General features: G+C 66.0%; 30 protein-coding genes and 1 pseudogene. 19 read left to right on the forward strand and 12 right to left on the reverse strand.

Going from position 1 to position 21496, the window contains the following annotated elements; genetic code table 11:
- Positions 1-47 precede the first annotated feature (47 nt).
- Positions 48-332, reverse strand: coding sequence for a hypothetical protein (locus ACQUQR_RS10685; RefSeq protein ID WP_435196462.1), 285 nt, complete (start codon positions 330-332; stop codon positions 48-50).
- Positions 329-1231 carry a DUF7351 domain-containing protein gene (locus tag ACQUQR_RS10690; protein WP_435196463.1) on the reverse strand — a complete coding sequence of 301 codons (903 nt, stop codon included), beginning with the start codon at positions 1229-1231 and terminating at the stop codon, positions 329-331. Before ACQUQR_RS10690 ends, ACQUQR_RS10685 begins: the two co-directional genes overlap by 4 nt.
- 165 nt (positions 1232-1396) lie before the next feature.
- On the opposite strand from ACQUQR_RS10690, the gene ACQUQR_RS10695 reads away from it, so the two are divergent.
- From ACQUQR_RS10695 to ACQUQR_RS10740, 10 genes are read left to right on the forward strand one after another with little or no spacing between them, the layout of a single operon-like run.
- Positions 1397-2623: a translation initiation factor IF-2 subunit gamma gene (locus ACQUQR_RS10695; protein ID WP_435196464.1), complete on the forward strand. Its 1227-nt coding sequence runs from the start codon at positions 1397-1399 to the stop codon at positions 2621-2623.
- A complete protein-coding gene (locus ACQUQR_RS10700) occupies positions 2624-2995 on the forward strand; it encodes a PIN domain-containing protein (protein WP_435196465.1) in 372 nt (123 codons plus the stop codon).
- A 1-nt stretch (position 2996) separates the two neighbouring features.
- A complete protein-coding gene (locus ACQUQR_RS10705; protein ID WP_435196466.1) occupies positions 2997-3560 on the forward strand; it encodes a DNA-directed RNA polymerase in 564 nt (187 codons plus the stop codon).
- Positions 3557-3757 (forward strand): transcription elongation factor subunit Spt4, encoded by a 201-nt coding sequence (gene spt4, locus ACQUQR_RS10710; protein WP_435196973.1) that lies wholly within the window; start codon positions 3557-3559, stop codon positions 3755-3757. The genes ACQUQR_RS10705 and spt4 overlap by 4 nt, the downstream gene beginning before the upstream one ends.
- Positions 3758-4297, forward strand: a complete 540-nt coding sequence (locus ACQUQR_RS10715) for a GTP-dependent dephospho-CoA kinase family protein (RefSeq protein ID WP_435196467.1) — start codon at positions 3758-3760, stop codon at positions 4295-4297.
- A 51-nt stretch (positions 4298-4348) separates the two neighbouring features.
- Positions 4349-4669: a 30S ribosomal protein S24e gene (locus ACQUQR_RS10720; RefSeq protein ID WP_435196468.1), complete on the forward strand. Its 321-nt coding sequence runs from the start codon at positions 4349-4351 to the stop codon at positions 4667-4669.
- Positions 4670-4810 (forward strand): 30S ribosomal protein S27ae, encoded by a 141-nt coding sequence (locus tag ACQUQR_RS10725; RefSeq protein WP_435196469.1) that lies wholly within the window; start codon positions 4670-4672, stop codon positions 4808-4810.
- A gap of 1 nt (position 4811) precedes the next feature.
- On the forward strand, positions 4812-6392 hold the full coding sequence (locus ACQUQR_RS10730) for a bifunctional N(6)-L-threonylcarbamoyladenine synthase/serine/threonine protein kinase (protein WP_435196470.1): 1581 nt from the start codon (positions 4812-4814) through the stop codon (positions 6390-6392).
- A gap of 58 nt (positions 6393-6450) precedes the next feature.
- A complete protein-coding gene (locus tag ACQUQR_RS10735) occupies positions 6451-6717 on the forward strand; it encodes a DUF5808 domain-containing protein (RefSeq protein WP_435196471.1) in 267 nt (88 codons plus the stop codon).
- A gap of 44 nt (positions 6718-6761) precedes the next feature.
- On the forward strand, positions 6762-7406 hold the full coding sequence (locus tag ACQUQR_RS10740; protein WP_435196472.1) for a non-canonical purine NTP pyrophosphatase: 645 nt from the start codon (positions 6762-6764) through the stop codon (positions 7404-7406).
- An 85-nt stretch (positions 7407-7491) separates the two neighbouring features.
- Here the strand turns inward: ACQUQR_RS10740 and ACQUQR_RS10745 are convergent.
- Together ACQUQR_RS10745 and ACQUQR_RS10750 are read right to left on the reverse strand one after the other, a co-directional pair.
- Positions 7492-7704 (reverse strand): annotated as a pseudogene (locus tag ACQUQR_RS10745) (DUF5615 family PIN-like protein); the annotation flags it as partial.
- Positions 7701-7976: a DUF433 domain-containing protein gene (locus ACQUQR_RS10750; protein WP_435196473.1), complete on the reverse strand. Its 276-nt coding sequence runs from the start codon at positions 7974-7976 to the stop codon at positions 7701-7703. The pseudogene ACQUQR_RS10745 and the gene ACQUQR_RS10750, both read right to left, overlap by 4 nt.
- Positions 7977-8090: 114 nt before the next feature.
- On the opposite strand from ACQUQR_RS10750, the gene ACQUQR_RS10755 reads away from it, so the two are divergent.
- From ACQUQR_RS10755 to ACQUQR_RS10765, 3 genes are all read left to right on the forward strand, one after another.
- Positions 8091-8600 carry an SDR family NAD(P)-dependent oxidoreductase gene (locus ACQUQR_RS10755; protein ID WP_435196474.1) on the forward strand — a complete coding sequence of 170 codons (510 nt, stop codon included), beginning with the start codon at positions 8091-8093 and terminating at the stop codon, positions 8598-8600.
- The gene (locus ACQUQR_RS10760; RefSeq protein WP_435196974.1) at positions 8601-8759 is read left to right on the forward strand and encodes a HalOD1 output domain-containing protein; all 159 of its coding nucleotides are present in this window, start codon (positions 8601-8603) and stop codon (positions 8757-8759) included.
- A 103-nt stretch (positions 8760-8862) separates the two neighbouring features.
- Complete coding sequence (locus ACQUQR_RS10765) at positions 8863-9654, forward strand: helix-turn-helix transcriptional regulator (protein WP_435196475.1); 792 nt, start codon at positions 8863-8865, stop codon at positions 9652-9654.
- Between the two features lie 645 nt (positions 9655-10299).
- Here the strand turns inward: ACQUQR_RS10765 and ACQUQR_RS10770 are convergent.
- Positions 10300-11397, reverse strand: coding sequence for a hypothetical protein (locus tag ACQUQR_RS10770; protein WP_435196476.1), 1098 nt, complete (start codon positions 11395-11397; stop codon positions 10300-10302).
- A gap of 289 nt (positions 11398-11686) precedes the next feature.
- Between ACQUQR_RS10770 and ACQUQR_RS10775 the strand changes: the two genes are divergently transcribed.
- The gene (locus ACQUQR_RS10775; RefSeq protein ID WP_435196477.1) at positions 11687-11890 is read left to right on the forward strand and encodes a hypothetical protein; all 204 of its coding nucleotides are present in this window, start codon (positions 11687-11689) and stop codon (positions 11888-11890) included.
- 6 nt (positions 11891-11896) lie between these two features.
- Here ACQUQR_RS10775 and ACQUQR_RS10780 read toward each other — a convergent pair whose 3' ends face one another.
- A complete protein-coding gene (locus tag ACQUQR_RS10780) occupies positions 11897-12361 on the reverse strand; it encodes a DUF7384 family protein (protein ID WP_435196479.1) in 465 nt (154 codons plus the stop codon).
- Between the two features lie 95 nt (positions 12362-12456).
- Positions 12457-13551: a putative sulfate/molybdate transporter gene (locus ACQUQR_RS10785; protein ID WP_435196480.1), complete on the reverse strand. Its 1095-nt coding sequence runs from the start codon at positions 13549-13551 to the stop codon at positions 12457-12459.
- 132 nt (positions 13552-13683) lie between these two features.
- On the opposite strand from ACQUQR_RS10785, the gene ACQUQR_RS10790 reads away from it, so the two are divergent.
- Genes ACQUQR_RS10790 through ACQUQR_RS10800 form a run of 3 tightly spaced genes read left to right on the forward strand, consistent with a single transcriptional unit; the run spans position 13684 to position 16059 of the window.
- Positions 13684-14616: a substrate-binding domain-containing protein gene (locus ACQUQR_RS10790; RefSeq protein WP_435196481.1), complete on the forward strand. Its 933-nt coding sequence runs from the start codon at positions 13684-13686 to the stop codon at positions 14614-14616.
- A 22-nt stretch (positions 14617-14638) separates the two neighbouring features.
- The gene (locus ACQUQR_RS10795) at positions 14639-15313 is read left to right on the forward strand and encodes an ABC transporter permease (protein WP_435196482.1); all 675 of its coding nucleotides are present in this window, start codon (positions 14639-14641) and stop codon (positions 15311-15313) included.
- Positions 15310-16059, forward strand: a complete 750-nt coding sequence (locus tag ACQUQR_RS10800) for an ATP-binding cassette domain-containing protein (protein ID WP_435196484.1) — start codon at positions 15310-15312, stop codon at positions 16057-16059. The genes ACQUQR_RS10795 and ACQUQR_RS10800 overlap by 4 nt, the downstream gene beginning before the upstream one ends.
- Before the next feature lie 181 nt (positions 16060-16240).
- Here the strand turns inward: ACQUQR_RS10800 and ACQUQR_RS10805 are convergent, their stop codons facing one another.
- From ACQUQR_RS10805 to ACQUQR_RS10825, 5 genes are read right to left on the reverse strand one after another with little or no spacing between them, the layout of a single operon-like run.
- Complete coding sequence (locus ACQUQR_RS10805; protein ID WP_435196485.1) at positions 16241-16903, reverse strand: potassium channel family protein; 663 nt, start codon at positions 16901-16903, stop codon at positions 16241-16243.
- Positions 16904-16952: 49 nt separating this feature from the next.
- Positions 16953-17546, reverse strand: coding sequence for a DUF7411 family protein (locus ACQUQR_RS10810; protein ID WP_435196486.1), 594 nt, complete (start codon positions 17544-17546; stop codon positions 16953-16955).
- Positions 17546-17896 carry a DNA-binding protein gene (locus ACQUQR_RS10815; RefSeq protein WP_435196487.1) on the reverse strand — a complete coding sequence of 117 codons (351 nt, stop codon included), beginning with the start codon at positions 17894-17896 and terminating at the stop codon, positions 17546-17548. The genes ACQUQR_RS10810 and ACQUQR_RS10815 overlap by 1 nt, the downstream gene beginning before the upstream one ends.
- A 42-nt stretch (positions 17897-17938) precedes the next feature.
- Positions 17939-18394 (reverse strand): 30S ribosomal protein S19e, encoded by a 456-nt coding sequence (locus ACQUQR_RS10820; protein ID WP_435196488.1) that lies wholly within the window; start codon positions 18392-18394, stop codon positions 17939-17941.
- 49 nt (positions 18395-18443) lie between these two features.
- Positions 18444-18791, reverse strand: coding sequence for a hypothetical protein (locus ACQUQR_RS10825; RefSeq protein ID WP_435196489.1), 348 nt, complete (start codon positions 18789-18791; stop codon positions 18444-18446).
- A gap of 86 nt (positions 18792-18877) precedes the next feature.
- Between ACQUQR_RS10825 and ACQUQR_RS10830 the strand changes: the two genes are divergently transcribed.
- A complete protein-coding gene (locus ACQUQR_RS10830) occupies positions 18878-19975 on the forward strand; it encodes a tRNA (guanine(26)-N(2))-dimethyltransferase (RefSeq protein ID WP_435196490.1) in 1098 nt (365 codons plus the stop codon).
- A 252-nt stretch (positions 19976-20227) separates the two neighbouring features.
- The gene (locus ACQUQR_RS10835) at positions 20228-21496 is read left to right on the forward strand and encodes a YhjD/YihY/BrkB family envelope integrity protein (protein WP_435196491.1); all 1269 of its coding nucleotides are present in this window, start codon (positions 20228-20230) and stop codon (positions 21494-21496) included.

The following is a 21496-nucleotide window of genomic DNA, read 5'->3' on the forward strand; positions in this document are numbered from 1 at the left end:
GCCCCCTTCAGACGGGTGTGTCAAAAACTGTCGGGGCGTGTGCGCGGCTATCGCTCCAGTCGGGAGAACACCGCGGAGCCGGCGCGGAACGCCCCGATGGGGATGGCGAGCGCGAGGGTGAACATCGCGATCCAGCCGAGGATGACCCCCGGCGCGGACGCCGTATTGAGGAGGATGCCGAGCAGGAGCGCGACGGCGACGAGGATACTGACACCGGCGACGACGGTCACCGCGAGGATCGCCGCGCCGTCGGTGAGCCGGGCACGGGCCGTGTTCCACAGGTCGGCGCGCCGCTCGGGTGGGAGGAGTCGGTCGACCGCCGCTCTGATCATGCGGTCGCGCGCTCCCGGCGCTCCCGCCCGATGACCGAGAGGTCGCCGTCGAGCGTCAAGACGAGTGCCTCGTCGTCGACGGGGACCGTGAGCTCGATTCGCCACGGGTCTTCGTCCACGACGCGGGTGTGTGAATCGGCGATACACCACTCCAGCGTCCAGAACGGGACGGTGTTGAGGTCGATGTCGTGGTCGCGGTAGAAGGCGACGATGGCGGCGTCGTCGAGGAGGACGAGCCCCACCGAGGAGACGATGTGGTTCCGGCAGCGCTGACACTCGTGGTCGACGCGGACGTCCATCCCCCGGAGCTCCGTCGCCGTCGACAGCGAGGTCTCCATCCGCCCGTTACACTCCGGACAGACCCCGTCCGCGGAGAGACACGAGAGGTGGCGGGCGCGCTGGTTGAACGCGTCCATCACCTCCGCTCTCGTCCGGTCTTCGAGGCCACCCGGCGGGAAGCCGTACCCCCCGTGTGGGCGGCCACACTCGCCGCAGGCGATGGAGATGCGCTCGTCGGCGTAGCGGGCTTCCAGCCCCGAATCGCACTCGACGCACGACCCCTCGACGGGGAACGGCTCCAGCGTCGGGTCCTGGTTGATGGTGCCGGAGAGGACGGCGCGGATGACCGCCTCACCCGCCCCCCGGAAGTCGTACCCCTCGTCGGTCTTGCGGACGAACTGGCCCGTCAGCTGCGAGAGGTGGTAGTTGAACTGCGCGGAGTCGCGCATCCCCACCTCCCGTCTGAGATCGGAGAAGGAGACCGGCCGCTCACACCGCCACAGCGCCTCGAGGATGGACAGCCGCGTCTCGTTGCCGACGACGGCGAACGCCTCGGCGGGCGCGAGACACTCCTCGCAGGCGAGGATGCTCTCGGTGTCGGAAGCGGACGAATCGCTCATATCCCCATCTGAGATCCCGGGACGCTAAAACCTTGGCTGAACCACAGTTTTGTACGCAGACTGGGAGGTCTCGACGCAAAGCGTGTCGCGCCCCCGCACGCGGGTGGAGAAGCGCGACACGGTACATTTATCACTCGTACGCGGCGAAGTTCACCCAATTACTCAATGACTCACACTCACCGACAACCGGAGGTGAACATCGGACTGGTCGGCCACGTCGACCACGGGAAGACGACGCTCGTGCAGGCGCTTTCGGGCGCGTGGACCGACCAGCACTCCGAGGAGCTCAAACGCGGGATCTCCATTCGCCTCGGCTACGCTGACGCGACGTTCCGGCGGATTCCCGGCCGCGACGCGCCGGACTGCTACACCGTCGAGGAGACGGTCGACGGCGAGGAGACGGAGGTGCTCCGGACGGTCTCGTTCGTCGACGCACCCGGTCACGAGACGCTCATGGCGACGATGCTCTCGGGGGCTGCCATCATGGACGGCGCCGTGCTGATGGTCGCCGCCAACGAGGAGGTGCCCCAGGCCCAGACCCAGGAGCACCTGATGGCACTCGACATCATCGGCATCGAGAACATCGTCATCGCGCAGAACAAGATCGACCTCGTCGACCGCGAGCAAGCGACGCGGAACTACGAGCAGATCAAGGAGTTCACGAAGGGCACGGTCGCGGAGGACGCCCCCATCGTCCCCATCTCGGCCGAACAGGAGGTCAACATCGACGCACTCATCGGCGCCATCGAGGAGCAGATCCCGACGCCCGAGCGCGACGAGGACGCCGACCCGCGGATGCAGGTCGCCCGCTCGTTCGACATCAACCGCCCCGGCACGACGTTCGACAAGCTCACCGGCGGCGTCATCGGCGGGTCGCTCACGCAGGGCACTCTCGAGGTCGACGACGAGATCGAACTGCGCCCCGGCCGCCAGGTCGAGGAGGGCGGCCAGACGGAGTACCGCCCGGTCCAGACGACGATCCGGTCGCTCCAGGCCGGCGGCGAGCAGGTCGACTCCGTTCATCCCGGCGGTCTCATCGGCGTCGGGACGGGGCTCGACCCCTCGCTCACGAAAGGTGACGCCCTCGGCGGGCAGGTCGCCGGGCCGGAGGGGACGCTCCCCCCGACGCGAGAGTCGTTCGTCATGGACGTCGAACTGCTCGACCGCGTGGTGGGGGACGAGGCCGAGGAGGTCGACGAGATCAACACCGGCGAGCCGCTGATGCTCACGGTCGGGACGGCGACGACGGTCGGCGCCGTCACCTCCGCCCGCACCGGCGAGTGCGAGGTGAACCTCAAGCGCCCGGTCTGTGCCGGGGACGGTGCCAAGATCGCCATCAACCGCCGCGTGGGGACGCGCTGGCGGCTCATCGGCGTCGGCACGCTCAAATAAATGCGAATCGTGATGGACACGAACGCGTACATGATGCCGGTCGAATGCGACGTGCGGGTGTTCGACGAGCTCTCGCGGCTCCTCGGCACCTACGAGTCCATCACGCCACGCGCGGTCATCGAGGAACTGGAGAAGCTCTCGGGGACACACGGGACGGAACGGGTCGCGGCCAGCGTCGGTCGCGACCTCGCCGACCGCAGCACGGTCGTCGACACCGACGCCGAGTACGCGGATGACGCCGTCCTCGAATGCGCCGCCGAGTGCGACTACGCGGTCACGAACGACGGCCCCCTCAAGCGACGCCTGCTCGATGCGGGTGTTCCCGTAATCTGTTTACGCGGGGGGTCGAAACTGCACATCACGAATCCCTAGCATGTACAAACGGGTCAGACTCAAGGACACGGTCGAGGTGCCGCCCAAGCACCTCGCGGATGTAACGCCACAGCTGGTGAAACAGCTCCTGCAGGACAAACTGGAAGGTCGGATGGACGAGGAGGTCGGCTCCGTCGTCTCCGTCATCGAGGTCCACGACATCGGTGACGGCGCGGTGATTCCGAACCGCCCCGGCGTCTACTACGAGGCGGAGTTCGACGCGCTCACCTTCGACCCCGAGATGCAGGAGGTCATCGACGGGGAGGTCGTCGAGGTCGTGAACTTCGGGGCGTTCATCGGGATCGGCCCGGTCGACGGCCTGCTCCACGTCTCGCAGATCTCCAACGAGTATCTCGCGTTCGACGACGAGAACCAGCAGCTCGCCTCGCGCGACTCCAACGCCGTCCTCGGCGTCGGCGACGCGGTTCGCGCCCGCATCGTCACGAAGAGCATCGACGAGCGCAACCCCCGTGACTCGAAGATCGGGCTCACGGCGAAACAACCCGGCCTCGGCAAACACGGCTGGCTGAAAGAGGAGCGGCAGAACGCCGCGGCGAGTGAATAATGGCGCAGCGACTCGTCTGTCGGGAGTGCCACCGCGTGCTCGACACCGACGACGGCCAGCAGTGTCCCTCGTGTAACTCCACCTCGCTGACGGAGGACTGGGCCGGTTACGTCATCATCGCCCACCCCGAGCAGTCGGAGATCGCCCGCGAGATGGAGGTCACGGAGCCCGGTCGCTACGCGCTGAAGGTCCGGTAGATGGACGTCCTGCTCGAACTCCCGGAGTCGCTTCGGGGCGAGCTGAAAGACCCGCTAGGGCCGATTTTCACCGAGGCAGACACCCTCCTCTCCGAGAGCGACGGCCCCGTCATCGCCGTCGGCGACATCGTCACCTACCACCTCCTGCAGGCCGACGCCCGCCCGGACGTGGCGCTCATCGACGGGAAGACGAAACGCGAGCGCGTCGAGCGGGAGGTGCTGGAGGCCATCGACGGGTTCGACCACCGCATCGAGGTGGAGAACCCGCCGGCGACGCTCACCGAGGGCCTGCTGCTCGCCCTCCGCGAGGCCGTCGCCCGGAAGGGGACGACCGTCATCGAGGTCATCGGCGAGGAGGATCTGGCCGCGTTACCCGCCGTGCTCGTCGCGCCGCTCGGCGCGAGCATCGTCTACGGCCAGCCCGACGAGGGGATGGTCCACGCCCTCGTCACCGCCGAGCGGCGCGAGCGCGTCCGCTTCCTGCTGGGGGAGATGGTCGGGGACCACGACCGGGTCGCCGACCTGCTCGCAGAAAGATAGCCGACTCGAAATCCTTTTACGCCTTTCGAGGGGAGTAACGGACAACGAACCATGGAAATCGAAATCATCGACGAGGATGAAAATCCCATGTTGCACCGGACGGACGTTCGGTTCACCATCGTCCACGAGGACGCGAGCCCCTCGCGGCTCTCCGTCCGCGACTCGCTTGCTGCGAAGCTGAACAAGGACTCCGACGAGGTCGTCGTCCACAAGCTCGATACGAAATACGGCATGCGCAAGACCGTCGGCTACGCGAAGGTGTACGACTCCTCGGAGTTCGCCCGCGACGTCGAACAGGAGTACATGCTCGACCGCAACAAGATCGGCGCGGACGAGGAAGCAGAGGCCGACGTCGAGGCGGAGGAAGCGTAGATGGCCCGCCACGAGTACTACAACGACGACGGGACGCCGAACAAGGAGCAGTGCCCCAAGTGCGGGGACACGTTCCTCGCGGACCACGGTGACCGGCAGCACTGCGGCAAGTGCGGCTTCACCGAGTGGAACGTCGAATAAGGTGACCCGCGTTCTCGGTATCGAGGGGACCGCGTGGTGCGCGAGCGCCGCCGTCTACGATACCGAACGTGAGGACGTGTTCATCGCCTCCGACGCCTACCAGCCCGAGAGCGGCGGCATTCACCCGCGTGAGGCCGCCGAGCACATGCGGGAGGCGATTCCGGAGGTCATCGCGGAGGCGATGGCATATATACGAAAGGAGTACGACGGCCAGATAGACGCCGTCGCCTTCTCGCGCGGCCCCGGCCTCGGCCCCTGTCTCCGTATCGTCGCCACGGCCGCCCGCGCGCTCGCCGGCGCCCGCGACGTGCCGCTGGTGGGCGTCAACCACATGGTCGCCCACCTCGAGATCGGCCGCCATCTCTCCGGGTTCGACTCCCCCGTCTGTCTGAACGCCAGCGGCGCGAACGCGCACTTACTCGGGTTCCGGAACGGCCGCTACCGCGTTATCGGCGAGACCATGGACACCGGTGTCGGCAACGCCATCGACAAGTTCACCCGGCATCTCGACTGGGCGCATCCGGGCGGCCCGAAGGTCGAAGCCGCCGCGGAGGACGGGGAGTACATCGACCTGCCCTACGTCGTGAAGGGGATGGACTTCTCGTTCTCCGGCATCATGAGCGCGGCGAAGCAGGCGGTCGACGAGGGCGAGCGCGTCGAGGACGTCTGTTTCTCCTTACAGGAGAACATCTTCGGGATGCTCACCGAGGTCTCGGAGCGGGCGCTCTCGCTCACCGACGCGGACGAACTCGTGTTGGGCGGTGGCGTCGGACAGAACGCTCGTCTCAGGGAGATGCTGGAGACGATGTGCGCCGAACGCGGCGCGGACTTTTTCGCACCCCCCGGACGGTTCCTCCGGGACAACGCCGGGATGATCGCGGTGCTCGGCGCGCGGATGTACGAGGCCGGGGACACCATCGCCATCGAGGAGTCGCAGGTGGACCCGGACTTCCGCCCCGACCAGGTGCCCGTGACGTGGCGGGCGAACGAGGCCGTCGGACGGACCGGGGAGACCACCGAGATCCGGGGTGCCGAGGCGCTCGTCCAGCTCGGTGACGACGTGGAGAAGGAACGGCTTCCGAAGGCCTACCGCCACCCCGAGCTCGACGCTCGATTGCGGAAGGAACGCACCGCGAGCGAGGCGCGGCTGACGAGCGAGGCGCGGCACCACGGGGTGCCCACCCCCACGATTCGGGACGTGGACCTCGACGAGTCCGTGCTGGGATTCGAGTACGTCGGGACCGCCGACCTCCGGGAGGAGCTCACCGAGGCGCGGGTCCGGGACGTGGGGCGACATCTCGCCCGACTCCACGAGGCGGGGCTGGTCCACGGCGACCCCACCCCCCGGAACGCCCGCGTCGCCCCCGAGCGAACGTACCTCATCGACTTCGGGCTCGGCTACTTCTCGAAGGACGTCGAGGACTACGCGATGGACCTCCACGTCTTCGGAGAGGCGCTCGCGGGGACGGCGGACGACGCCGATTCCCTCCAGAAAGCGTTCGAGGCCGCCTACGCCGAGGAGGGCGACGAGCGCGTCGTCGCCCAGCTCCGGGAGGTCGAGGGCCGCGGGCGCTACCAGTGACAGCTGTCACCACACCCACACCAGTAAGCCCTTAATGTCGCCGAACGTACGGGGAGACATGGCCGACAAACCGCAGTCAGGCGAACTCTTCGGAATCCCGTACAACTTCGAACGGCCGAGTCTCGGCCGGCTGCTCTCCTCCTACTGGCAGCCCGACGAGGGGATGTTAGTCGAGAAGCCGTTCGGCATCGGCTACACGCTGAACCTCGCCAACTGGCGCTCGTGGGTCGTCCTCGCCGTCGCCGGCGCGCTGTTCTACCAGCAGCGCAAGGGCGGCGAGGAGGGTGAGGAGGAGAGCGAGCCCGTCGAAGTGCTCGTCGACTGACCCGGAACCGGGAGACTCTTTCTTCGCGCCGCGGATGTGCTCGCATGCTCAGATACGTGACGACCAACCCCGGGAAGGTCCGGGAGGCGCTGGAGTATCTCGGTGAGGGCGTCGAGCAACTCGAGTTCGACTACACGGAGATCCAATCATCGAGCCTCGAGCGCATCGCCGCCGTGGGCGCCCGTGAGGCCTTCTCCCATGCTGGTGAGCCGGTCATCGTCGACGACGCCGGCCTGTTCATCGAGGACCTGGATGGGTTCCCCGGCCCCTACTCCTCCTACGTGGAGGAAACGCTCGGCGTCGAACGCGTCGGCCGCCTCGCCCGCGAGGAGGGGACCCTCCGTGCGAGCTTCCGCTGTGTCATCGCCTACTGCGACGGCGAGCCCTTCGAGGCGACGCCCGAACCCGTCGACCGCGGGGACCGCCGTGGGCAGGACCTCGCCGCGGCGGACCGGGATACGGCCACGACCTCGGATACCGTCGACGAGGGGGCGGTCCCGGTGAAGCTCTTTACCGGGGCCGTCCCGGGGCGCATCGTCGAGCCCCGTGGCGACGGCGGGTTCGGCTACGACCCCATCTTCGAACACGACGGGCAGACGTTCGCCGAGATGGATTCGGAGGAGAAGAACGCCATCTCCCACCGCGGGCGGGCGTTGGCGAAGTTCGCGGACTTCTATGCGGAACGGTAGTGACGCACACCTCGTCCACGGTTCGGGCGAGCCCCTCGGGGTCGGTGTCGAGGAGCCTCTGATTGTAGTAGGGAGGAATCCCCGCGTGGTCGTGGTCCGCGTGGAGCGACTCGAAATCCTTCGCGTTGTTCGTCAACAGGACGACACCGTGCTCGACGCACCAGGCGAGGAGGTCCGCGTCTCGCGTGTATTCGCCGAACCGGTCTTTCGCCTGCTCGACGTCGAATCCCCGCTCGCGGAGCAGACGCTCGAACACGCGACCGACGTGTTCGTCGAGGAGGAGACTGTCGCCCGTCACTTGACGGGCTCTTTCGGCTTCAGCGAGGACCCACGGACGCGGTCGAACGCGTCGTCGTTCGCCCGTTCGAACTCGCGCATCGACTCGATGTTGGCGTAGTAGTACGAGAGCGTCTCGTAGACCTGCGCGAGCAGGAGGTCGAGCTGGTCGGCCACGTGTGCGGGGGACTGCCCGCCGTCGACGACTCGCGCCGCGACGTGGCGAACGCCGACCCGCGTACCGTCGATGCGCGGCTCGCCGCCGAGCACGTCCGCATCGCGGGTGATGGACATACACCGGAGTAGGTGACGTTCTCGTTTATAGCTTTTCGGCAGGAGCCCATCCCGTCAGCGGGAGAGCGGCCCCCTGACCGGAAGGGCTACCCGCCCGACGAACGTCCTCCAGGTATGACAGAAACCGCACTCGTCACGGGTGCCTCGGCAGGTATCGGCCGCGAACTCGCCCGGCAGTTCGCCCGCCGTGGCCACGACGTGGTGCTCGTCGCGCGGCGCGAAGAACGGCTCCGGGAGCTCGCCAGGGAGTTCGAGGACACCTACGGAGTCGTCGCGCACGTCGTGGTGCAGGACCTCGCGAGCCGCGAGGGTCGGGAAGCGCTCTTCGAGGAGACGGAGTCCCGCGGCATCGCAGTCACCTACCTCGTGAACAACGTCGGGATGGGAACGCAGGGGAGCTTTCTCGACATCGACACCGAGCGCGAGTTGACACAGCTCGAACTCAACGTCGTCACGCCAACACACCTGACCAAACTGTACGGCCCCGGTCTCAGAGCGCGAAACGGCGGGGTGCTCAACGTCGCCTCCTCCGCGGCGTTCCAGCCCGGGCCGTACATGGCCGTGTACTTCGCCTCCAAACGCGTCATCCTATTCGCCCTCGCAAGCCCCGAGAACGCCAAATGAATCGACCTCTCGAGCCCGCTCTACGAACAAGTCGACGTAGAAGCTCTGGACGCCCTGTTGCAGGGACAGTCCATGAGTGAGACCGCGGTCGAGTTCGAGTACGAATCCTACAACATCCGAATCACTTCTACGGGCCATCTCACGGTTCAGATTTCGTAGTTTCTACTCTTCTCGAGTCACCGAGTAAGACCTATCTGCGACATTTACAATCAGTTATAAATTTATGAATAGAATTATTACATCTACGTTGTCACTTGCAGTCATGACCCGCCCTTCGGTAACGGAATTCGTGCCTATTCTCCTCCAACGCGTCAACCTGTTCAAATATCTCTTGGAGACCCCCGCTGACCAAAGTGAACTCAACCGTGAACTAGATGAGTCACGATCCACAATCTATCGCGGACTCAAACGCCTCGAAGAGAACGGCCTTATAGAGAAGCAAGATAGTGTTTATCAGCCGACTAACTACGGAATCCTCGTCTTTAAAGAGTACCAGCGGTTCGCGGATACAACGAACAGCTTGCTGGACTATAAAGAGATATTCGACACGAAACAGCCAATCGGTTCTCTTCTCCACCCGTCTCTCCTTCGAGACGCAACAATTCTCTCAATGAACGACCATATGCCGGATGAGCTCTACGAAACGTTGCATGAATCTGTTGCTGAAGCGTCTTTTGTCTACGGTATTGCGCCGACGATATTCTCCAACCAAGTGGAGCCCCACCTGGAGAAGACGACCGCAGACGAGCTGACCGCAGAATTCATCCTCCCGTCCAGTGGCGTTGAATACTTCCAATCGAAGTTTAGTGATGAATTAGAAACGCTCCTCGACACCGGTAACTTTTCCATACAGGTCTGTCAATACACTCCTCCGTTCGGTCTCGTCGCTGTCGTGGAACCAATCGAAAAGACTGTCCTCGTCATCCACGATGAGATCGGCACGGTTCGGGGAATAATAGTCTCACAGAATCCCGAAGCCATTGTGTGGGGGCGAGATACCTACCAGAACTTCCGAGAGGAGTGTGTCAGTTACGACAAGTTCCTTGACCAATAATTCGTCTAAGCGCACCGAAGTACCGTGAATTTAGGCGATCTTGTAATATTTGAGTATTTTTCGATATGTGACAATAAGATTATAGATTTCGATGTTTAATACTATGATTATTTACTGAGTGATTCGCGGCAGGACCGGTTTTCGCACTCACACCATTCTGTTCAACGATGAACTCTGTCTTACCATCGTACCGGACTTCAAGCGTATCAGCTTTTTCCGGCAGCTGAACAGTGGATCGATAGGTTACGAACCGGCACTCTGAGTTATCTTTGTTTCGAGGTGTCAGCGTGAGGACGTACTTCCCATCTTGTTGTTGGAGATGCGCGTTAAGACTGGACGGTGGTGCGTCTGTTTTAAACGAAACGTTGAGAACTAACCGCCGTCCCACATCTGATTTGACATCATTAACCCGGATGTATCCGTCACCTTCCCCACAGGTAACGGAACTCCACGTAAAGGACATGATCGTCGCATTCTCGGCTGTTGGTCGATCGGGGCTACCACTGGGTAGTCCTACGTCGATTCCGATTGCATATCCTGTAATGCTGAGTGCCAGTATTCCAACTATGGCTGCGATTACGAACAGGGGGCGGTGAATGAAACTTGAATCCATATTAAAAGAGGGAGGGCGGTTTCTCTTAGTTTTTAGCAGGTTCCGAAGTCCCACCAGAGAGTCCAATCGTAGTAAAGACCGTGGCGGGACAGGTCTAGTTCGTTCTGGAATCCGCCGTACGAGCGGAACTCGAGGAGATCGTACTGCCCGCAGGAGTGTTCATCCACCTCGCAGGTGCTTCCAGGTTCGAAGCCCATTGTACTCTCTCGGTACTGATTGCCCCAGATCTGCCACTTCCATTCAGCTCTGGGAACTGTGAAGTCTGTGTTCGTGTGCAGATCCGTGTTGTTGACGGGGAAGCTCCAAGAGAGTGGCTCCGTCGACGTACCGATAGAGATATTGTAGCTGGAGCCGTCTTGAGTGTACGGGTCCCACTTTCTGAGTTCGGGGTTCGTTTGCTCACCCCGGTTCCACCAATGGTACGCTTTCGCGTACTCGTTCTGCCACTCGCTCTCACTGCCGCCCCACTTCGACTTACCCGGAATCATGGCGTGATACTGGTGGATTGCGTGCGTGTCGCGGCCGTACTCCTCTTGGGAGTTCGTGAGTTTCCACCAGTCGAAGTTGTTCTGGACGGCCCCGTAGGGATACTCCGAGTAGTATCCCTCGTCGTCGGTTGGGGTGACATTGTTCCACCCGCTTCCGGTTTGCGAGATCGACACCAAGCCATCCGAGCCGTCGGATGAGCTTCCGCCTTGATCCTGACCTCCGTTCTTGAAGGCTTGTGCCTTCTCTTGAGCACGGGCATGAACGTCATCGACGGACTGAGGATTACCAGCAACACCGATGAATTGCCGCGGTATACCGTTTCCACGAGGAGTGACGATATAGTCGACAATTCGACCATTCTCAGGGAAGGCTGGATTGGCCGATCCCTTAACCTTCTGACTATTCCCTCTCTGGGCAGCTTTCTGGCGAGCTTCACGGATACGCTCAAACGGAACGGGACTATCGTAGCTTCCGCGGAGGTAGATGATGTTCTCTGACGAGATCCCACTCGCGAGTCCAGGAACCGTGGTTCCGATGACTGCGGTCGCACCGAGCGCTTGAAGAACTGAGCGGCGAGTTGGTCTTCGCCTTAGTCGCTGGCTATACGGCTGGTCCGTGGCGTTAGCGTTTTGTTCTCTCATGATGACACCGCACTCTCCAGATTAGGCCACAGTAATTTCACATTAATTACTGAAAAATATATCATAAAATGAAATAGTTCTCAATTGTGGAAGAATATTAGCATTACAAATATATGTTCTGGCAGTTGAAATGAGACCACGTTTCGGGACTCATCTCAAAGAGTGAGATCATCCCAAAGCGTACCTGCTCTCGCTGTCCGAAGCGCTCGCGGAGGAGTTCGACGGTGAAATTCGGGTCTCCGCGCTCTGTCCCGGTCCCGTCGCCACGGAGTTCCAGTCGCGCGCGGGGATGGGAGACGCGACCATCGGGAACCCCGATTCGGGACTCATGCGCTGGCTCGACGCCGAGACGGTGGCCGAGGCGGGGTATCAGGGGGTGATGAACGGGAAGCCGGTCGTGGTTCCCGGTATCGAGTACAAACTGCTCTCCGTGGTGACGCGGCTGCTGCCCCGGGGCGTCGTGCGGAAGGTCGCAGGCGCGATCAATCGCTGACCCGACTCAGGCCCGCGGGTCCCGGTCCGGCCCCGGATACTCCCCACCCACGATCTCGGGGTACATCCGCTCGGGATCGAACAGCTGGACGTAGGCGTCCGGGTGCTTCACCGACACCTCGACGTACTTTCGGATCGTCACCCCGCCCTTCGCGCTCGTCAGGCGGTCGTCGAAGGAGAGCAGTTGGACGGCGTCACCGTGGAGCGCGGAGGCGAGACCGGGGTGGTCCCCCGGCGGCTGCTCGACGGGCGTGCGCAGGTCCTCGATGGCCTCGCGCCAGTCCGCGGCGAGGCCCGGGTCCGCGAGGTCGGCGATGACGGCCTGTGCGTCGTCGAGGAGTTCGTCGGAGGCCACGAGCTGAAGCCACGAGTGGCTTCGCACCAAATCGAGCGCGTCGCGGGCGGGGCCTCCAATGAGGAGGTCGGCGGCGAGCACGTCCGCGTCGGCGACGACCTTCGAGAGGTCAGTCATCCCGGACCCTCTCCAGTGAGGCCTCGATCTCCTCTACCGTCACCGCGTACGACTCCGCCCGGCGAAACAGTGCGTCCCAGCTCATGCGTCCCAGCTCATACTCCTGCTTCGCGCAGGCGGGGCAAAACGCCTGCGGCGCGGTGGAGGGCGAGGCCGACGACGAACGCGATGCCGACGTTCGTGGCGAGCGCGAGGACACCCATCCCGGTGACGAGCGCGAGCACGTCGGTGTCGAGCGCGACCCGGGCGAGGGAGGCCGCGACGACCAGCAGGAGGACGCCCAGCATGGCGAGGGGGAAGCCCGTCCAGAGCCCCGCGACGAGCGCCGCGGCGAGATACAGCACCCCGAGGATGACGTTCGCGCCACCCGTGCGCGCGCCGAAGGCGTGTTTCCCGGCGAGGCCGCCGGAGCCGTGGCACATCGGAATCGCCCCGAACGGGACGGCGAGCAGGTTCATCACGCCCATCGAGCCGGCGAGCTCGTCGGGCGACACGTCGGCGTCGTAGAGGTCCGAAAAGAGGAGGGAGGTGGCGACCGCGGCGTTGCCGACGGTCATCGCCAGCTGGCCGAGCAGGCCGTCGAACGCGGCGACCGAGAACCGGGGAGCGGTGGGAAAGAACGTTAGCGAGGGCAGGGCGACGGTGGGCACGCCGTCGACGGCCAGCAGGGTGCCGACCGCGAGGACGGCGAGCGCGCCGGCCTTCGGGTAGACGAGCGCGGTGAGGCCGGCGACGGCGACCCCGAGGAGCGCCAGCGGGAGGTCGCCGCCCGCGAGGCCCAGCCCGGCCTGCGCGAGCAGGAGGGCGACGGCGAGTTGGACCCCGCGGACGACGGGGCGGCCGACCAGCGAGCCGATGCGGCCGACGACGCCCAGCCGGGACGCGCCGAGGAGGACGACCCCCGCGAGGAGGCCCGCCGCGACGAGCTCGCCGTAGGTGAGCGTCCCCGCGATGGCCAGCCCCGCGAGGGCCTTCATCGGCTCGACGGAGACGGGCAACCCGTATCTGAGCCCCCAGACGATCTGAAAGACGCCGAAGCCGACGAGCGCGCCCGCGAGCGACACCTCCGTCAGCGCGGCGAGCGCGACGACCACGGGGAGGACGGTAACCGAATCACCCAACGCGCCGAGCAGTTCCGAAGCCGAGAGCTCGACGGCCCAGCCCTTCCGGTGTACGCGCGTGACGGCCACGGTACGGTGTTCGTGGGAGGCCACTTCGTTCTTGTCAGAGATCAGAAACAGTCACGAATCCGCGAGAGATAACTGATTCCAGTTACCCTCTCAGTCGGAACGGCTAAGTGTCCTACTGCGTTTGATATGTCCATGTCGACACAACGTAGGGACGTCCTGCGGGCGGCGGGTGCGGCCGGTGCGCTCGCGCTCGCTGGCTGTCTGGGTACACAGGTCGAGGGAAGTTCGAGCGACGAACAGGGAAGCCAGTCTCAGTCGGCCAGCATCGGTGACGGCGAGCTCGTGCTGGCGACGACCACCTCTACCTACGACACGGGGCTGCTCGACGCGCTCAATCCCGTCTTCGAGAAGCAGTACGACGCGACCGTGAAGACGCTGCCGCAGGGCACCGGCGCGGCCATCCAGACCGCGGCGAACGGCGACGCCGACGTGATTCTCGTGCACGCGCGCGGCGCGGAAGACGAGTTCCTGAAAGCCGGTCACGGCGTGAACCGGCGGGACGTGATGTACAACGACTTCGTCGTCGTCGGGCCCGCGGACGACCCCGCCGGCATCTCGGGGATGGAGAGCGCCACCGAAGCGTTCGCCACCATCGCGGAGACGGAGTCGCTGTTCGTCTCCAGGGGCGACGACTCCGGAACGAACAAGAAGGAGCTGAACGTCTGGGCCGAAGCCGGCATCGACCCCTCGGGCCAGTGGTATCAGGCGGTCGGGAAGGGGATGGGTGACACCCTCGTGCAGGCCGACCAGTCCGGCGGCTACACCCTCTCCGACCGCGGGACCTATCTGGCGACGAAGGACAACATCTCCCTGGAGATTCACGTCCAGGGCCCCCTCGAGGGCGGCCCCGAGATCCTGAAGAACCCGTACGGCGTCATCCCGGTGAACCCCGCGAAACACGAGGACACGAACTACCAGCTGGCGATGGCGTACGCCGGCTTCCTCACCAGCCCGCAGGGACAGGAGCTCATCGCGAACTACGAGGCGAACGGCTCACAGCTGTTCTTCCCGAACGCCCTCTCGGAGGACCCCGGGTTCGACGAATACGTGCCGCAAGACTCTTAGACGCCCTCGATTCCCTACCACTGTGGACCTCACGCCCGAGACCGTTCGCTACGTCCTGAGCGTACTCGTCGTCTCGCTTCGCGTGAGCGGTGCGGCCGTCGCCATCGCCACGGGGATCTCGCTCGTCACCGCGGTCACCGTCGCCTTCACCGACTTCCCCGGCAAGCGCGCCGTCACCACCGTCATCAACACCGGGATGGGCTTCCCGAGCGTCGTCGTGGGACTCGTCGTTCTCCTCGCCCTGTCGAACTCCGGGCCGCTCGGCTCGCTCGATCTCCTCTTTACCCAGCGCGCGATGGTCATCTCGCAGGTCATCCTCGCGACGCCCGTCATCACGAGCGTCGCACTCTCGGCCATCGAGGGGGTCGACGACACCCTGCAGGACGCCGCGTTCGCCGCCGGAGGAACGAGACGCGACGTGCAGCTCGTCACCATCTCCGAGGCGCGCTACGGCATCGTCACCGCGATCCTGGCCGGGTTCGGCCGCGCCATCAGCGAGGTCGGCTCCGTCCTCATCGTCGGTGGGAACATCGTCCTCTCCGACGGCACCTCGCTCACCCGCACCCTCACCACGGCAATCACCGTCGAGGCCCGACAGGGGAACTTCGAGGCCGGCATCGCCCTCGGCGGGGTGCTGCTCGTGCTCGCGCTCGGGGTGAACGCGCTCGGCTCGTACGTCGGGAGGCTGGACCGATGATCCGCGCGCGAGAAGTGACGTTCGGCTTCGACGCGCCAGTCCTCGAGGACGTGACCCTCGGGGCCGAACCGGGCGAGACCCTCGCGGTCATCGGTCCCTCCGGCACGGGGAAGACCACCCTCCTCCGACTCATGGCGCTCTTCTCGAGACCCGACGAGGGGACCGTCGAACTCGACGACGAGGACGTGTGGACGCTTCCGGAGGCGAGACGCAGAGCGCTCCGACGACGCGTGGGCTACGTCGCACAGGACCGCGCGCTCTTCTCCGCGACCGTCGGGGAGAACGCGAGCTACGGCCTCCGCGTCCGCCAGTCGTGGCGCGAGCGGGTGCGCGGCTGGCTCGTCCGCGAGGCACCCCCGGCGACCGTCGTCGAGGCGCTCGAGACGGTGGGGCTCGCCGACCGCGTCGACTCCCCCGCGAGCGACCTCTCATCAGGGGAGGCCCAGCGTGTCGCGTTCGCCCGCGCGCTCGCAACGGACCCGGACGCCCTCCTCCTCGACGAACCGACCTCGAACCTCGACCCGCGGAACACCGCGGTGATCGAGGCCGCCGTCGACCAGGCCCGCGCGGAGGGGATCGCCGTCGTCCTCGCCACCCACGACATGGCGCAGGCCCGCCGGGTCGCCGACCGCGTGGCCGTCCTCCTCGACGGCGAGTGCATCGAGCGCGGCCCCGCGAGCCGCGTGTTCGAGCGACCACGAGACGACCGCGCCCGCGCGTTCATCGAGGGGGAGCTGGTCTACTGATAAAGATACGAGCGCATATCCCCGTCTGGGATGGCACTCACCCGCGATAGCGCTTCCCTCGTGCGATCGTCGCACAGTCGTCTGACGCAGGTTTATACGCCCTCGTGAAGAGGGGACCACTGGGCGCGCACTGACGGCCTCGAACTCCCCATCCTCCCCGCGCGCCCGGACCGTTCTCACCTCAGGCAGCGCCGCCGCGGACCGCCTCCTGCACCGTGCCGATGGCGTCGTGTGGCGCGAGCACCGCGAGGTTGTCCCCCGCCTCGATGACCGTCTTCGGCAGCGGGATCTCCATCGGCTCCTTGTCGTGGCCGTGGGCGTAGATGCGGGCGTCACCCGGGAGCTCCACCTCGACGACGCGCTTCCCGATGAGCGGCGACCCGGGATGCACGTCCAGGGTCGCGACGGTGAACTCCTGGGTGAGGTCCGCGAGGACGTTCAGGTCACCACCCAGGAGGGCGGTCTTCGCCCCCGCCGCGCCCAGCCGCTCGGGGTAGACGATCTCGTCCACGTCGGCCGCGTACCGCTCGTAGATCTCCTGGCGGTAGTCCTCGTCGATGCGCATGACGGTCCGGCAGCCGAACCCGTTGGCGATGACGCAGGCCGCGAAGTTCACGTTCAAATCGCCGGTGAGCCCGCCGACCGCCTGTGCGTCCTCCAGCCCGGCATCGAGGAGCACGCGCTCGTCCTCCCCGTCACCCTCGATGGCGTCGAAGCCGTCGCGCCGCGCCCACTCCACCCGCTCGGGGTCGTGTTCGACGATGACGACCTCGTGGCCCTCCGACTGGAGGATGTGTGCAGTCCGGCGGCCGACGCGCCCATAGCCGACGATGATGAAGCTCATATCCGTGTGGTACGTCACCACGGGTCAAAAACGTACGCCCGCGTTCGGACTACTCCCGCCGGCCGGTCACGCGCGTCTGGACGTGGTCCGGGAACGTCTCCCTGACGGCCTCGGGACCCGCCTGCTCGCGGATGAGCGCCCGCAGGTCGGCCTCGTAATCCCCCTTCTGCAACTCCTCGGAGGGCGCCTCCTCTACCTCCAGGGTCGCATCGACCATGTCGTCGACCGCGCGCCGCCCGAACCCCGCGAGCGGGGAGAGGTAGTCGATGTCGTGGCGGTCCTCCAGCGACTGCGCCCACGCCCGCGAGATGGTGGGTACCCGGTCGTCGCGGCGCGTCCCGTCCGCGACGGCGTCGTACCCCTCGGCCGCGACCCGTTCGAGCGCGTGCTCGTGGACGGACTGGATACCGTTGCGTGGGAACCCGTCCTCCAGGATCGTCTCTACGGCTCTCTCCGCGACGACGCGGTCGAGTTCGATCGCCTCGAAGGGGAACCCGAGCGCCTCGGCCGCCGCCTCGGCGTGGCTAGCCGCGTCGCTCACGCCGAAGCCGGCGTGGACGAGCGTCACCTCGTAGAACGGGTCGAGCAGCAGCGCGGCGAGCGTGGAGTCCTTCCCCCCACTGAACAGGACACCCGCGCGCATCAGCGCCGCTCGATGTTGAACTCCGTCTTGTCGGGCTGGAGCTCCTTCAACAGCGACCGCATCTGGTCGTCGTCGATCTGCCCCTGCAGTCGCCCGGACTGCGCGAGCGCGACGACCTGCTGTTCCACCTGCTCCGCGAACTGCGGCTTCGACATCCGGACGGAGTTGAGCCGCTTGCGCGCCGAGTCGGTGAGCGCCTGCCGGAGCAGCGCCTTCTTCTGGGCCTCCTGCTTTTGACGCTGGGCCTCCATGGCCTCCTCGTCGGCCTGCCCGCCCTGTTTGTCCTGCAGCTGCTGCATCTTCTTTTTCCGGAGCTCTTCGAGTTCGTCCTCGTTGGGCTGACCGCTCATAGTAGTGTGTTTTGGATGCGGGAGAAAAACCGTTTCGCCGCGTTACGCGTAGCGTTCGAGCTCGGGACGGTCGAGCGCCTCGATGACCTCACCGGCCGTCGTGTCGAGCAGCGAGCGACCCTCGCCGGTGACGGCGCGGCCCTGGCCCTCCTGCGTCAGGATGTAGCCGGCCTCCTCGAGCTGCTGGAGCAGCGTGCGGATGACCTTCCCCGACGCGTTCGTCTTCTGGTACGGGCGGACGCGGTAGCGAGAGGTCCCCTGCTTCGCCCCACCGTAAGCGTTCTGGAGGCGGTCGACGCCGACCGGGCCGTCCATCGCGACCTTCCGCAGCAGCGAGGCGCCGCGGATGGCCCAGAAGTTCTCCTGCTCCGGGGGCAGCTCTCGCGAGGCGCCGGTCTTCGCGAACTCGGCCCACTCGGGCGTCTCCAGTTCGTCCTCGAGCTTCTCGGCAACCGCCGCGATGAGCTCGTCAGCGGGTGCGTCGTAGAGTGTCGCCATTACCGTTCTGTTCCCCAGCGCGGCGTTTAACTCTGTTGTTCTTCCCCCGTTAGAGGAACTCCCTGACCTCCGAATACCACATATCGTGGTGGTCGACGGCACCCACACGCCGGGCGATCGCGACGGCGATGACGTGCCAGCAGAGCTGGTCCGGGTCCTCGCTGTCGAGGTTGTACTGCGCGTCCCGACACTCACACGCGCCGTCCTCCACGATGTACTCCTCGGCGTGGCCCACGACGACGGTGAAATCCCGGTACTCCTTCACCCGGCTCTCCCCCACCGCCTCGATGGCGGTGGCTCCCCGCTCCCCGTGTGTCGTCAGGATGGCGTCGACGGCGGCCGGCGAGAGGCGCCCCTCCTCGGCCAACAGCGCCGTCCACTCGTCGACCCCAGTCACGTCCCTCGGTTCAGTCGGTGCGGGGAAAAGGGGTTCGGTGCGCACGCTTCCGCATCCCTTTTCGCCCTCCCCGACCGCCAACGAGTATGCAAGTCAGCGAGGGTGCGGTCCACCTCGACGTGCCGGAACAGGACGGCACCGCCGACGCCGACGTCTTCTTCAATCCCGTCCAGGAGCTGAACCGCGATCTGACCGTGGCCGTGCTCCGCGCCTACCGCGAGCGACGCGACGTGGACTCGTATCTCGACGCGATGGCCGCCTCGGGCATCCGGGGGCTGCGCGCCGCACGCGAGGGGTACGAGGTCACCGCCTGTGACGTGGACCCCGAGGCCGTCGAGCTCGCCGAGAAGAACTTCGAAGCCAACGACCTCCCGGGCGAGTGCCTCCGCGCGGACGCGAACGCCCACATGCACGAGCAGTGGTACGACGTGGTGGATATCGACCCGTTCGGCACCCCCATCCCCTTCGCCGACGCCGCGTTCAACAGCGCCCGCCACCTGCTGTGTGTCACCGCCACCGACACCGCCCCCCTCTGCGGCGCGCACTTCGGCTCCGGGGTCAGGAAGTACTCCACCGTCCCCCGGAACACGGACTTCCACGCCGAGATGGGCGTTCGGGTCCTCCTCTCCGCGCTGGTCCGCACCGGCGCGCGCTACGACGTGGCCGCCACGCCGGTCCTCACCCACGCGACGAACCACTACGTCCGCACCTACCTCGAGCTCGACTCGGGGGCGAAACGTGCGAACGCCCAGATCGACGAGCTGGGGTACGTCGACTGGTGCCCGCAGTGTCTCTGGCGCGAGTCCTCGACGGGGCTCATCGCGGACCCCCACGCGTCCTGCCCGAACTGCGACGCGAACGTCAAGACCGCGGGACCGCTCTACCTCGGCCACCCCCACGACCGCGAGTTCGTCGCGAGCGTGCGCGAGCAGGTCACCGACGAGATGGGGTCGAAGAAGCGCGCGCTGAAGCTGCTCGACCGGCTGGAGGGCGAACTCGACACCCCGACCCACTACGACCAGCACAAGCTCTACAAGTCGTGGACGGAGCCCGCAATCGCGCTCGACGACTTCTTCGACCTCCTCGAGGAGGGTGGGTTCGAGGCCTCCCGGACCCACTACGGGGGAACGACGTTCAAGTCGGACGCGTCGGTGTCGGAGATCGAATCGCTCGTGGTCGACTAAGCGTCTCGCCGGCACGACAGCGCGCCCCCGTGGCGCGCTACTCGCTTGCGGCGGGCGGAAGCGTCTCGCCGGCACGACAGCGCGCCCCCGTGGTGCGCTACCCGCTTGCGGCGAGCGAAAGCGTCTCGCCGGCACGACAGCGCGCCCCCGTGGCGCGCTACCTGCTTGCGGCGAGCGGAAGCGGCTCGCCGGTCCGAGGCCCCGCCACGAGGTAGCGCCGCCTATATGTAGTTCTCTCGTGAAACGCAGGGCGTGAACCGAACCGCTGGCGTCGTGGACATCGCCAAGGCCGTCGTCCACGGCGTCCAGTCCGACCGCATCACGTTCATCGCCGCGAGCCTCGCGTACTACGCGTTCATCTCGCTTCTCCCCCTGTTGCTGCTCGCGCTCGTCGCCGCGGCCGTCTTCGGCGGGCCGACGCTCGTCGACGCCGTGGCCGAGCGCGTCACCGAGACGCTCGGGCCGCAGGCGGGAACGCTCGTCATCGGCGCGCTCACCAACGCGGCCGGCCGCGGGGGCGCGACGCTCGTGGGACTGGCCGTCCTCCTGTGGTCCGCGCTGAAGCTGTTCCGCGGGCTGGACGTGGCGTTCTCCATCGTCTACGGGGCCGCGGAGGGGAGCTTCTTCCACCAGCTCCAGAACGCGACCGTCACGTTCCTCGCGGTGGGCGTCGGCGTCGCGGCCACCGTCGTCGTCGGCGCGCTCATCGCGCTCGTCGACCTCTCCGTCGTGGTGGCCGGTATCGACCTCCTCGACATCGCCGCGACGCTCCTGCTTCTCGCCGGGCTGACCGTCACCTTCCTCCCGCTGTACTACGTGCTGCCCGCCCGCGGCGTCACCGTCCGCGAGGCGCTTCCGGGCGCCGTCTTCGCTGCGCTCGGCTGGACCGCGCTCCAGACCGGCTTCCGGCTCTACGCGAGCATGGCCGGGAGCTACGAGGCCTACGGCGTGCTGGGGGGCGTGTTGCTCCTCATCACGTGGCTCTACTTCGGGGCGCTCGTCCTCCTCGTGGGCGTCGTCCTCAACGCCGCGCTCGCCGGGCGCATCTCCGACGACACCGACCTCGACAATCCTGCAACACCCATGGGCGACGACACCGACTCCGACAACCGCATCGACCGAGAGATCGACCGTGACCGCGCTCCCGACGAGCTCACCGACGAGGAGCTCGCCGACGAGCTCGAACGGCTCCGCGTCCGCGTGGCCACCTTCGAGGAGCAGGTCGACGACCGCACCGTCCACCGCGACGAGATCGAACGCGACCTCAAACGCTACGTCCGTCGCCGGGTTCGGAGTGGAAAGGCCCGCGGCTGGGGGCCGTATCTCGTGCTCCTCTACGGGACGGCGATGACGCTCGGCGCGTTCTACTGGCTCTCCTCCGGCTGGGCCGTCCTCGCAATGCTCGTCATCTGGCTCTCCACGCTCGGGCTGTACGCGCTGATGCTCATCGTCGGCGCGGGGCTCTCCGTCGCGGGCGTCCCCGGACGCCTGCGTGACCGCATCCAGGAGCGACGGAACTGA

The organism is Natronomonas sp. EA1 (assembly GCF_051195035.1).
Taxonomy (GTDB): Archaea; Halobacteriota; Halobacteria; order Halobacteriales; family Haloarculaceae; genus JBNTJV01.

What these genes read in the sequence shown, in the direction of transcription:
- ACQUQR_RS10685 (WP_435196462.1), bottom strand. Translation starts at nt 332, where the DNA reads ATGATCAGAGCGGCGGTCGACCGACTCCTCCCACCCGAGCGGCGCGCC.
- ACQUQR_RS10690 (WP_435196463.1), bottom strand. Translation starts at nt 1,231, where the DNA reads ATGAGCGATTCGTCCGCTTCCGACACCGAGAGCATCCTCGCCTGCGAG.
- ACQUQR_RS10695 (WP_435196464.1), top strand. Translation starts at nt 1,397, where the DNA reads ATGACTCACACTCACCGACAACCGGAGGTGAACATCGGACTGGTCGGC.
- ACQUQR_RS10700 (WP_435196465.1), top strand. Translation starts at nt 2,624, where the DNA reads ATGCGAATCGTGATGGACACGAACGCGTACATGATGCCGGTCGAATGC.
- ACQUQR_RS10705 (WP_435196466.1), top strand. Translation starts at nt 2,997, where the DNA reads ATGTACAAACGGGTCAGACTCAAGGACACGGTCGAGGTGCCGCCCAAG.
- ACQUQR_RS10715 (WP_435196467.1), top strand. Translation starts at nt 3,758, where the DNA reads ATGGACGTCCTGCTCGAACTCCCGGAGTCGCTTCGGGGCGAGCTGAAA.
- ACQUQR_RS10720 (WP_435196468.1), top strand. Translation starts at nt 4,349, where the DNA reads ATGGAAATCGAAATCATCGACGAGGATGAAAATCCCATGTTGCACCGG.
- ACQUQR_RS10725 (WP_435196469.1), top strand. Translation starts at nt 4,670, where the DNA reads ATGGCCCGCCACGAGTACTACAACGACGACGGGACGCCGAACAAGGAG.
- ACQUQR_RS10735 (WP_435196471.1), top strand. Translation starts at nt 6,451, where the DNA reads ATGGCCGACAAACCGCAGTCAGGCGAACTCTTCGGAATCCCGTACAAC.
- ACQUQR_RS10740 (WP_435196472.1), top strand. Translation starts at nt 6,762, where the DNA reads ATGCTCAGATACGTGACGACCAACCCCGGGAAGGTCCGGGAGGCGCTG.
- ACQUQR_RS10750 (WP_435196473.1), bottom strand. Translation starts at nt 7,976, where the DNA reads ATGTCCATCACCCGCGATGCGGACGTGCTCGGCGGCGAGCCGCGCATC.
- ACQUQR_RS10755 (WP_435196474.1), top strand. Translation starts at nt 8,091, where the DNA reads ATGACAGAAACCGCACTCGTCACGGGTGCCTCGGCAGGTATCGGCCGC.
- ACQUQR_RS10765 (WP_435196475.1), top strand. Translation starts at nt 8,863, where the DNA reads ATGACCCGCCCTTCGGTAACGGAATTCGTGCCTATTCTCCTCCAACGC.
- ACQUQR_RS10770 (WP_435196476.1), bottom strand. Translation starts at nt 11,397, where the DNA reads ATGAGAGAACAAAACGCTAACGCCACGGACCAGCCGTATAGCCAGCGA.
- ACQUQR_RS10775 (WP_435196477.1), top strand. Translation starts at nt 11,687, where the DNA reads ATGGGAGACGCGACCATCGGGAACCCCGATTCGGGACTCATGCGCTGG.
- ACQUQR_RS10780 (WP_435196479.1), bottom strand. Translation starts at nt 12,361, where the DNA reads ATGACTGACCTCTCGAAGGTCGTCGCCGACGCGGACGTGCTCGCCGCC.
- ACQUQR_RS10790 (WP_435196481.1), top strand. Translation starts at nt 13,684, where the DNA reads ATGTCGACACAACGTAGGGACGTCCTGCGGGCGGCGGGTGCGGCCGGT.
- ACQUQR_RS10800 (WP_435196484.1), top strand. Translation starts at nt 15,310, where the DNA reads ATGATCCGCGCGCGAGAAGTGACGTTCGGCTTCGACGCGCCAGTCCTC.
- ACQUQR_RS10805 (WP_435196485.1), bottom strand. Translation starts at nt 16,903, where the DNA reads ATGAGCTTCATCATCGTCGGCTATGGGCGCGTCGGCCGCCGGACTGCA.
- ACQUQR_RS10810 (WP_435196486.1), bottom strand. Translation starts at nt 17,546, where the DNA reads ATGCGCGCGGGTGTCCTGTTCAGTGGGGGGAAGGACTCCACGCTCGCC.
- ACQUQR_RS10815 (WP_435196487.1), bottom strand. Translation starts at nt 17,896, where the DNA reads ATGAGCGGTCAGCCCAACGAGGACGAACTCGAAGAGCTCCGGAAAAAG.
- ACQUQR_RS10820 (WP_435196488.1), bottom strand. Translation starts at nt 18,394, where the DNA reads ATGGCGACACTCTACGACGCACCCGCTGACGAGCTCATCGCGGCGGTT.
- ACQUQR_RS10830 (WP_435196490.1), top strand. Translation starts at nt 18,878, where the DNA reads ATGCAAGTCAGCGAGGGTGCGGTCCACCTCGACGTGCCGGAACAGGAC.